Source organism: Sphaerothrix gracilis Ecp01, assembly GCF_030405905.1.
GTDB classification, from domain to species: domain Bacteria; phylum Cyanobacteriota; class Cyanobacteriia; order Phormidesmidales; family Phormidesmidaceae; genus Sphaerothrix; species Sphaerothrix gracilis.
Genome location: NZ_JASATW010000004.1, coordinates 156,840 through 165,278, shown reverse-complemented (window position 1 = coordinate 165,278; position 8,439 = coordinate 156,840). Strand labels below are relative to the sequence as shown.

Below are 8,439 nucleotides of genomic sequence, written 5' to 3'. Positions count from 1 at the left end.
AGGCAGTATGGACGTAAATCAGTCGCAAGGTCCCTTCAAAAACAATCTGGTTTGGCTGCTCATCGGCGCTCTAATTTTTGTCGGCGGCGTGACGTTTTGGACAGCGCGATCGCTAATTACATCGCGGCAGGCCGCTTTAGAAGAGGAAGTGGTGACCCCGCCCCAGCAGGTTAAGGTGGCGGCGCTGGGGCGGATTGAACCTCAGGGCCGGGTGGTGGATATAGCTGCTTCTGAAGGGGGGCGGATCAGCCGCGTCCTGGTAGCCGAAGGTGACACGGTAGGAGCAGAGCAGGTGCTGGCCTATTTAGATCTGTATGAGGTGCGTTTAGCTCAGCGCGATCTAGCCGCTAGCGAACTGGCGGAAGCCCAAGCATTGCTCGCTGCCGAAACCAATGCCGGCCAGAGCCAAATTCAGGAAGCCCAGACTCGCTATCAGCAGCTTGATCAGCCCCAGACCTATGCCGTGGCGGCACAGGCGGCCAAAATTAAAAGTTTAGAAGCGGATTTGGCCTTAGCCCGCACCGACTTGAGCCGTTTCCGGCAGCTCTACCAGCGCGGGGCGATCGCCCGGCAAGAACTCGACCAAAAGCAAACAGAGGTGGATCGGCTGCAGGAAGAACTCAATAGTGCCACCGCTACCCGCGCTCAGCTCGAAAGCGATCGCCTCACCGACATGCGTAACGCCGAGGCCCAGATTGGTTCGGCTGAAGCCCAACTCCAGCTTTCTCAGGCTCAGGTCAAAGTAGAATCAGCGGCGCAGAATTTGGCTCTGGCAGAAGCTCAGCTAGCGCTGACGATAGTGCGGGCACCGCAGGCAGGCCAGATTTTAGACGTGCTGGTGCAGCCGGGAGAGGCGATCGCTACGGGTGAGCCGCTCATGGCGATGGGCAATACAGAGCAAATGTTTGTGGTGGCTGAAGTTTATGAAACCGATGTGGGGCTAGTCGAGGTCGGCCAGCCCGCTCAAATTGTCAGCCGCAACGGAGCGTTTGACGAAATTCTCAGCGGTACGGTGGCTCAGGTGGGGCTGCAAATTTTTAAGAACGATATTTTAGATGATGATCCCGCTGCCAACGCCGACGCCCGCGTGGTGGAAGTGCGCATCCGCGTCAGCGAGACCGATAGCGAAGTTGTGGCCGGACTAACTAACCTCCAGGTAGATGTAATCATCGATGTGGAAGCAGACGGATGAACCGCATTCCCCTGGCCTGGCATAACCTGCTGCATGAGCGGACGCGCCTGCTGGTCGCGATCGCCGGGGTTTCGTTCGCGGTGCTGCTGATCTTCATGAACCTGGGGTTTCTAGGGGCGCTGATTACCACCGCGACCAATGTTTACAGCCAGTTCAACGCCGAGATTTTTCTCATTTCGCCCCAGTCTCTAGAAATTAGCTCCACCAAGCCTTTTCCCATTGAGCGGCTCTATCAGGCGGCAGGCATTGCTGGCATCGAGGAAACGATGCCCCTCTATGCCGACTATATGCTCTGGCGCAACCCAGAAACCCGTATCAGCCGCGCCCTGTTTGTCTATGGCATCAACCCGGAAGATCCGGTGTTTACGATGCCGGAACTGCAAACCCCAGCGGCTAAACAAATCTTGCGGCAGCCTAACGTGGTGCTGATTGATAGTCTGTCTCGGCCTGAGTTTGGCCCCCAAACTACTGGTCTAGAAACCGAGGCCGATCGCCGCCGCATCACCATTGGCGGTCAGTACACCCTGGGAGGCGGTTTTGCCGCTGATGGCACCCTAATTATGAGCGACCAAAATTTTCGTCGCTTTTTTGATCCCCGCCCGCTCGACTTAATCAATCTGGGGCTAATCAAGCTCGAACCAACGGCTGAAATTAACCGGACGGTGGCAGTGCTGCAGGATCACCTGCCAGAAGACGTGCTGGTGCTGACTAAGGAAGAAATTATTGAGCGCGATCGCGCCTTTTGGATTCAGACGACCTCCATCGGCTTCATCTTTAGCCTGGGCGTCATTGTCTCCTTTATTGTTGGCACAGTAATTGTCTATCAAATTCTCTATACCGATATCCGCGATCACCTGCCGGAATATGCCACTCTGAAGGCAATGGGCTATCGCAATAGCTATCTGTTTCAGGTCGTGCTGCAGGAGGCGGCGCTGCTAGCCCTGATGGGATATGTGCCAGGGCTGCTAGTGTCCCTAGTGCTGTATCGGCTGACGGTGAGCGCCACTGCGGGCAGCCTGCCTGTCAGCATGAATTTAGGGCGGGTAGTCTTTGTTTTGATTTTGACGGTGCTGATGTGCGGACTTTCTGGCCTGATCTCGGTGCGGCGGGCCATGAGTGCCGATCCGGCAGATGTGTTTGCTTAAGAGGTCACTATGCGGTTTTGGCAACGGACGCCCCTCGCCATTCTGAACCTGATTCACGATCGCCGTAAATTTTTGACTTCCCTGGGCGGCGTTGGCTTTGCCGTGCTGCTGATGTTCCTGTTTACAGGCTTTATGAACGCCCTGTACGACAGTCAGCTCCAGCTGCTCAACCAGCTCAATGGCGAGATTGTCATGGTGAATCGGCTCAAGTCCAACATGTTTGTGCCGATTTCCTTTGCCCGGCGGCGGCTATACCAGGCCAGAGCCTATGACGGAGTAGCTGATGCCTATCCCATCTACATCAGTGAAGCCAACTGGAAGAATCCAGAGACTCAGAAGACGCGCCCGGTGCGGGTATTGGCCTTTAATCTTGAAGATCCGGTGCTGCTGCTGCCAGAGGTGGTGGCTCATTTAGAGCCGCTAAAGCTGCCCAACACAGCCATTATTGATACCCAGTCCCGCGCCGAAGTTGGCCCGACCCAAACGGGGATCGAGTCGGAACTGGCTGAGCGGCAGGTACAGATTGTCGGTACTTACTCTTTGGGGACTGACTTTGCCTCTGGCAACGGCAACCTGATCATGAGCGATCTCAACTTTTTGCGCTATTTTGCCGATCGCGGCCCAGAGGAAGAGGAGCGCAGCTTTGCTACTGCCGACGTGGGGCTGATCAAAGTAGAACCAGGCACCAACATCGATCGCTTGGTGGCGGTCTTGCAGGACAGCATTCCCAACGATGTGCTGATTTTGCCCCGCGATGGCCCGGACGGCTTTGTGGCTAGAGAACGAGCTTACTGGCAGGAAAACACTAATATTGGCTTTGTCTTTAGCCTGCTCACCACGATGGGGTTTGTGGTAGGGATTATCCTGGTCTATCAGATTCTCTACACCGACGTAGCCGATCACTGGGCGGAATATGCCACATTAAAGGCAATGGGCTACAAAAACAGCTTTCTGTTTGGCATCGTCATGCAAGAGGCACTGGTACTGTCGCTACTGGGATTTGTTCCTGGATTTTTAGTGGCAACTTTGGTCTACAACCTGGCAGGGCAGGCAACCGGACTGCTGTTTCAGATGACGCTGCAGCGGATTGTCATGATCTACGGCATGACGTTTGTCATGTGCTTAATTTCTGGGGCGATCGCGGTGCGCAAAGTCCAGTCCACTGACCCCGCGGAGGTATTTGGATGAGCAAAGTCACTGTAATAGAAGGCTCGCCGGCAGCGGCGGGGGCCTCATTGGCTGTCCAAGTACGTGGCCTCAACTACTATTTCGGTCAGGGGGACTTGAGCAAGCAGGTACTGTTCGATATCAATCTGGATTTGCCGACGGGTCAGATTGTAATTATGACCGGGCCGTCGGGATCGGGTAAAACCACGTTGCTAACGCTGATTGGGGCCCTACGCTCTGCCTATTCCGGCAGCCTGCAGGTATTAGGTCACGAACTGGTGGGACTGGCTAACCGCCAACTGGTGCAGGTACGGCGCAATATTGGCTTTATCTTTCAGTCACACAACCTGTTTGCCTCACTCACCGCCGCCCAGAATGTAGAAATGGCGGTGGAACTGCTGGGCCACTTTGACTCCAAGCATGAACAGGCCCTCGATATTTTGACCCAGCTAGGACTGAAAGATCGAGCCGATTACAAACCCAATTCTCTCTCAGGGGGGCAAAAACAGCGAGTGGCGATCGCCCGTGCCTTAGTCAACCAGCCCCGACTAGTCCTGGCTGACGAACCCACCGCCGCCCTAGACAAGAAATCGGGCCGCGACGTAGTGACCCTCATGCAAAAGCTAGCTAAAGAGCAGCAGCGCACCATATTGATGGTGACGCACGACAACCGCATCCTCGACGTGGCCGATCGCATTATTAATCTCGTGGATGGCCGCTTAGAGTCCGATCAGGATTTAAGCAACTTTGTCAGCTCCCACGATCCTAAGAGCCTCGACCGCCGCATGTTTATTATGTAAAGCCTGCATGTCTATAGAATTTGCCAGCCAGGTACAGCAGCTCACTCACAAAAAGGTATCCGACTACCTCACTCAGGCTCAGCTCTTTCAGGAAACGCTGCGTGTTCATCCCCATCAGCCCAAGTTTGACATTCTCTACGGCTCTACGATGGTGGAAGTGGAGGTACTGCCCTGGGAGGTTCATCCCTGGGAAACCGCAGATCTGGCTATTGTGCGAGCCACTAGCTGTGTCACTCTGGGCAGCAATCTAGAATGCGAGCTGCTCCAGTTTCTACTGCTGGAAAATCGGCGGATGCGTTTTGGGGCCTTTCACGTGGATGAAGCCGGTCAGGTGCTTTTTGCCGAAAGCGTTCTCGGTGGCGAAAACATGGATCTAATGGAGCTGCAGACCTGTATCTTGTCAGTAGTGACCATCGCCGACACCTATGACGACATCATCGCCGCTCGCTTTGGCGGTCAGCGAGCAGTCGATCGCCCTTCTGTTGAAATCTAGCGGCTTAGCCAATCAGCGGTCGGAGGACAGCGCGGGCTAGTCCGGCATCGCCGTTGGCAATTTTGATCGGCAAACAAATCAGCTCATAGTCGCCGGGGGCAACGTCCTTGAGCATCAGCCCCTCAATAGCCCAAACCCCGGAACCCAAGAGCGCTTTGTGTACCTCAACCACGTTGCCCTGATACTGGCCCACCGAGAGATAGTCCACCCCCACTAGCCGTACCTGCTGCTCGGCCAAATATTCCGCTCCGTCCGTGGCGATGTAGACAAAATCTGGCATAAATTCTTCAGTCCGCTGAGGCTGCTCAGAGTTACGGGTCTTAAACAACAAGCGCTCGCCGGACTTGATATTGTGACGCTTCAGTTCCGCCGCTTTGATAGACTCTGGATCTTCAATCGCAATTACGCGGGCCGGGCCGATAGTAGTTTCCAGCGGCATCGCATCAATACCGAGGTCGTCTTTGATGAAGTGGCGCAGCGCGTCTACGTGGGTACCCGTGTGGGAACCGAGGGAGAGCTGAGAGACGTTGCAGACATCGCCGTGAGCAATACACTGACTAGAGGTAATTTCTACAGGCGGATTGTCAGGCCAGTAGGCCATGCCGCTGTGAATGGTCATGGAAATATCGATCCACTGGGTCGAAGGCTGAGACATAGCTATCCTTGCACAGAACTTCTAGACCTTAGCGAGGAACGGGATCGTCCGCATATATCCAGTGGCTGACTCAGTCTCACTCCTATGAGGGAAGTCAATAACGGCCTCGATTTTGTCTAATAGAAGAACGCTTATTAATAGCTTATTGATTAAAAACTAAGGGTGAATTTATATGGGCTGGTTTAGCCGACTTTTTGGAAAGGAAGAGAAAGCTGCTCAGCAGGCAGCGATCGCGCAAAAAGTGAAGCAGCCTGACAAAGATTCGGTTGTCAATACTCGCACGGCTCAGACGCAGGACATTCCGTTAGAGCGTCTTGGCCCTGACGGCAAATATGACCAGAGTGGTCTAGCTAAGCGGGTGGCGGTTGCCTTTGATCAAGATCCTGAGCTGGATGATATTGAAACTGTCTATGTGGCTCAGCTCAGCAGTCAGGTGGTGCTGAAAGGAAAGGCCCCCAGTCAGGCTATCGTTGACAAGCTGGCAGCCGTGGCTGGCCGGGTTAAAGGCGCTACTGAAGTCGATACCAGCGGTCTAACAGTTGGCTAGCCCGCCACGATACCGCCGCTGCAGCTATCAAGCATAACCAAAATTTAGGCTTGAATTTTTCCAGTCCTTTGAGGGACGGTTCTAATCGAGCTTAGACGCAAAGCCATTGTCTCTAAATGGTTTTGACAATGATGATACGAGAGGAAATCTATTTATGGCACAGGACTTAACCGGTAAGAAAGTCGCTATCCTCGTGGCGAATGGCTTCGAGCAGGTAGAGCTGACCCAGCCCCGTGAAGCCCTTGACAAGGCCGGCGCTGAAACCCATATTGTGTCGCCAGAGAGCGATCGCGTTCAGGGTTGGAATCACTATGACAAGGCCGACTACTTCCCCGTAGACGTAGATCTGGAAAAAGCCAAAGCCAGCGCCTATGACGCGCTGCTGCTGCCTGGTGGCACCGTCAACCCCGATCAACTGCGGGTGAATGAAAAAGCGATCGCTTTTGTGAAAGCGTTTTTTGAGGCTAACAAGCCTGTTGCAGCGATTTGTCACGGCCCCTGGTCATTAGCTGAGGCCGATGTCGTTAAAGGCCGCAAACTCACCTCCTGGCCTTCACTGCGGACTGATCTGCAAAACGCAGGCGGTCTCTGGGTTGATCAGCAAGTCGTGAACGATCGCGGTCTGATTACTAGCCGCAATCCGGATGATATTCCGGCCTTCAATCAAAAGATGATTGAAGCGATCGCCGCCACTAAGCAACCTGTTTCAGCTTAGTTAAGCCTAGACGACTTTTATGATAATTCTGGGGGTGTACGCTAGTGCACCCCTATCCAACTAAAATTGCCATTCTTACTTAGAACTTAATTCTTATGGGACTTTTTGATCGCATTGTTGACGCCGTTAATAGCCCGGAGCGAGAAGCCAATACCGGCCAGATTGACAGCATCCTTAGCACGGTTCAAGCCTTAGCTCAGAGCCAGGGCGTTCCCCCCGCCACCACCCAAACTTTAGCTTCCATCGTAGGCGGCTATGTGCGTTCCAACCTGAAGCAAACGCGGCAAACTCAGGGTGAAGAACAGGCTGAATCCCTGGTCAACCGCTACAGCGGCGTCTCCCCCAATCAAAGCGCCGTCCAGGCTCTTTTCAACCCGCAGCAGCAAGGTCAAATAGTACAGGAAGCATCCCAAAAAACGGGGATAAATGCCGGTACGATTCAGGCCATGCTGCCAATTTTAGTCCCCGTTATCCTCAACCTGCTGAAGACCGGAGCCGTGAGCCAGTCTGGTCCGCGCCAAAGCAACTCGGTGCTCAGCGCTTTCCTCGATACCGATCGCGATGGCGACTTTGACATTGGCGATGCGATGGCAATGGCCGGTCAGTACCTCAATCAAAATCGTCGCGCCTAAGTAAGGAGACAGTTTTGCCCCTTGTTGATCCTGAAAAGTCAGCTCAGCAGGCAGGACTGCACTATGTCAGCGATGCCGACCCCGGTATTGAGCGGCGTCCTTGGGGACGGGGCTTTACCTATCTCGATGCCGAGGGTCAGCATATACAAGATCAGCAGGTGCGCGATCGCTTGGATGCGCTGGCTATTCCGCCCTCCTGGTCTGAGGTGTGGATTTGCCCAGACCCTCAGGGACACCTGCAGGCCACAGGCCGCGATGCCAAAGGCCGTAAGCAGTATCGCTACCATCCCCAGTGGCGTCAGGTGCGCAACCAGGCCAAGTTTGAGCGCCTGCTGCCTTTTGGCACAGTACTGCCGGATTTGCGATCCCACGTCGATCAGCACATTCAAAGTCCGCAGCTCTCGCGAGAAAAAGTTTTAGCCACGATTGTCAGGCTGCTAGAAACCACGCTGATCCGGATTGGTAACCCGGAGTATGCTCAGGAGAACAAGTCGTTTGGCTTAACAACGCTGCGCGATCGCCACGTCGAGTTTTCCCAGCAGGGCGTGCGGTTCCAGTTTCGCGGCAAAAGCGGCGTCGAGCATGAGATTGAGCTAGACGATCCGCGTTTGGCCCAAATCGTTAAGCGCTGCCGCGATATTCCGGGCTACGAGCTGTTTCAGTATTTCGATGAGGCGGGCGATCGCCAAACGGTTGATTCCGGCGACGTCAATGCCTATCTGCGGCAGGCTACTGGCGAAGATTTCACCGCCAAGGAGTTTCGCACCTGGGCCGGGACGGTATTAGCAGCCCAGGAGCTGACTAAGCTAGGCCCGTTTGAAACTGAAAAACGCGCCCAGCACAACATTGTGCAGGCTATCAAAGCCGTGGCTAAACAGCTCGGTAATCGCGCTGCTACCTGCCGCAAATACTACGTGCATCCCGGCATACTTTCAGCCTACAGCGAAGACTGGCTGATTCCTATTGTGAAAGAGGCGCTAGCAGCCAAGTCGGCTGAGAACCCAGTCCAACTGCGCCCCCCCGAAGCTGCCGTGCTCAGAATTCTGAAAAAACTTGACAAAACCTAAAGCAATTCAGACCTTTCTGTCCTCTG

Annotated in this window: 10 protein-coding genes; 9 read left to right on the top strand and 1 reads right to left on the bottom strand. The window is 54.4% G+C overall.

The window, feature by feature from the left end:
* The 5 genes from QJQ48_RS05790 to QJQ48_RS05770 form a co-directional block, all read left to right on the top strand.
* Positions 1 to 1,192: efflux RND transporter periplasmic adaptor subunit (locus QJQ48_RS05790; RefSeq protein ID WP_346290255.1), on the top strand; the 1,192-nt coding region annotated here is incomplete at its 5' end.
* Positions 1,189 to 2,337, top strand: coding sequence for an ABC transporter permease DevC (gene devC, locus QJQ48_RS05785; protein WP_346290254.1), 1,149 nt, complete (start codon positions 1,189 to 1,191; stop codon positions 2,335 to 2,337). The genes QJQ48_RS05790 and devC (QJQ48_RS05785), both read left to right, overlap by 4 nt.
* A gap of 9 nt (positions 2,338 to 2,346) precedes the next feature.
* Positions 2,347 to 3,525: an ABC transporter permease DevC gene (devC, locus tag QJQ48_RS05780; RefSeq protein ID WP_346290253.1), complete on the top strand. Its 1,179-nt coding sequence runs from the start codon at positions 2,347 to 2,349 to the stop codon at positions 3,523 to 3,525.
* Entirely contained in the window at positions 3,522 to 4,304 is a 783-nt protein-coding gene (locus QJQ48_RS05775; protein ID WP_346290252.1) for an ATP-binding cassette domain-containing protein, read from the top strand. Before devC (QJQ48_RS05780) ends, QJQ48_RS05775 begins: the two co-directional genes overlap by 4 nt.
* Before the next feature lie 7 nt (positions 4,305 to 4,311).
* Positions 4,312 to 4,797, top strand: a complete 486-nt coding sequence (locus tag QJQ48_RS05770; protein WP_346290251.1) for a T3SS (YopN, CesT) and YbjN peptide-binding chaperone 1 — start codon at positions 4,312 to 4,314, stop codon at positions 4,795 to 4,797.
* A gap of 4 nt (positions 4,798 to 4,801) precedes the next feature.
* On the opposite strand, the gene QJQ48_RS05765 is transcribed toward QJQ48_RS05770, so the two are convergent.
* Positions 4,802 to 5,452 (bottom strand): cyclase family protein, encoded by a 651-nt coding sequence (locus QJQ48_RS05765; protein ID WP_346290250.1) that lies wholly within the window; start codon positions 5,450 to 5,452, stop codon positions 4,802 to 4,804.
* 172 nt (positions 5,453 to 5,624) lie between these two features.
* On the opposite strand from QJQ48_RS05765, the gene QJQ48_RS05760 reads away from it, so the two are divergent.
* The 4 genes from QJQ48_RS05760 to QJQ48_RS05745 all read left to right on the top strand — a co-directional run bounded on the left by QJQ48_RS05760 (position 5,625) and on the right by QJQ48_RS05745 (position 8,413).
* Positions 5,625 to 5,999: a BON domain-containing protein gene (locus QJQ48_RS05760; protein ID WP_346290249.1), complete on the top strand. Its 375-nt coding sequence runs from the start codon at positions 5,625 to 5,627 to the stop codon at positions 5,997 to 5,999.
* Positions 6,000 to 6,153: 154 nt separating this feature from the next.
* Positions 6,154 to 6,714 (top strand): type 1 glutamine amidotransferase domain-containing protein, encoded by a 561-nt coding sequence (locus QJQ48_RS05755; protein WP_346290248.1) that lies wholly within the window; start codon positions 6,154 to 6,156, stop codon positions 6,712 to 6,714.
* 95 nt (positions 6,715 to 6,809) lie between these two features.
* Positions 6,810 to 7,346: a hypothetical protein gene (locus QJQ48_RS05750; RefSeq protein ID WP_346290247.1), complete on the top strand. Its 537-nt coding sequence runs from the start codon at positions 6,810 to 6,812 to the stop codon at positions 7,344 to 7,346.
* 14 nt (positions 7,347 to 7,360) lie between these two features.
* Entirely contained in the window at positions 7,361 to 8,413 is a 1,053-nt protein-coding gene (locus QJQ48_RS05745; protein ID WP_346290246.1) for a DNA topoisomerase IB, read from the top strand.
* Positions 8,414 to 8,439 lie beyond the last annotated feature (26 nt).

What these genes read in the sequence shown, in the direction of transcription:
- devC (WP_346290254.1), top strand. Translation starts at nt 1,189, where the DNA reads ATGAACCGCATTCCCCTGGCCTGGCATAACCTGCTGCATGAGCGGACG.
- devC (WP_346290253.1), top strand. Translation starts at nt 2,347, where the DNA reads ATGCGGTTTTGGCAACGGACGCCCCTCGCCATTCTGAACCTGATTCAC.
- QJQ48_RS05775 (WP_346290252.1), top strand. Translation starts at nt 3,522, where the DNA reads ATGAGCAAAGTCACTGTAATAGAAGGCTCGCCGGCAGCGGCGGGGGCC.
- QJQ48_RS05770 (WP_346290251.1), top strand. Translation starts at nt 4,312, where the DNA reads ATGTCTATAGAATTTGCCAGCCAGGTACAGCAGCTCACTCACAAAAAG.
- QJQ48_RS05765 (WP_346290250.1), bottom strand. Translation starts at nt 5,452, where the DNA reads ATGTCTCAGCCTTCGACCCAGTGGATCGATATTTCCATGACCATTCAC.
- QJQ48_RS05760 (WP_346290249.1), top strand. Translation starts at nt 5,625, where the DNA reads ATGGGCTGGTTTAGCCGACTTTTTGGAAAGGAAGAGAAAGCTGCTCAG.
- QJQ48_RS05755 (WP_346290248.1), top strand. Translation starts at nt 6,154, where the DNA reads ATGGCACAGGACTTAACCGGTAAGAAAGTCGCTATCCTCGTGGCGAAT.
- QJQ48_RS05750 (WP_346290247.1), top strand. Translation starts at nt 6,810, where the DNA reads ATGGGACTTTTTGATCGCATTGTTGACGCCGTTAATAGCCCGGAGCGA.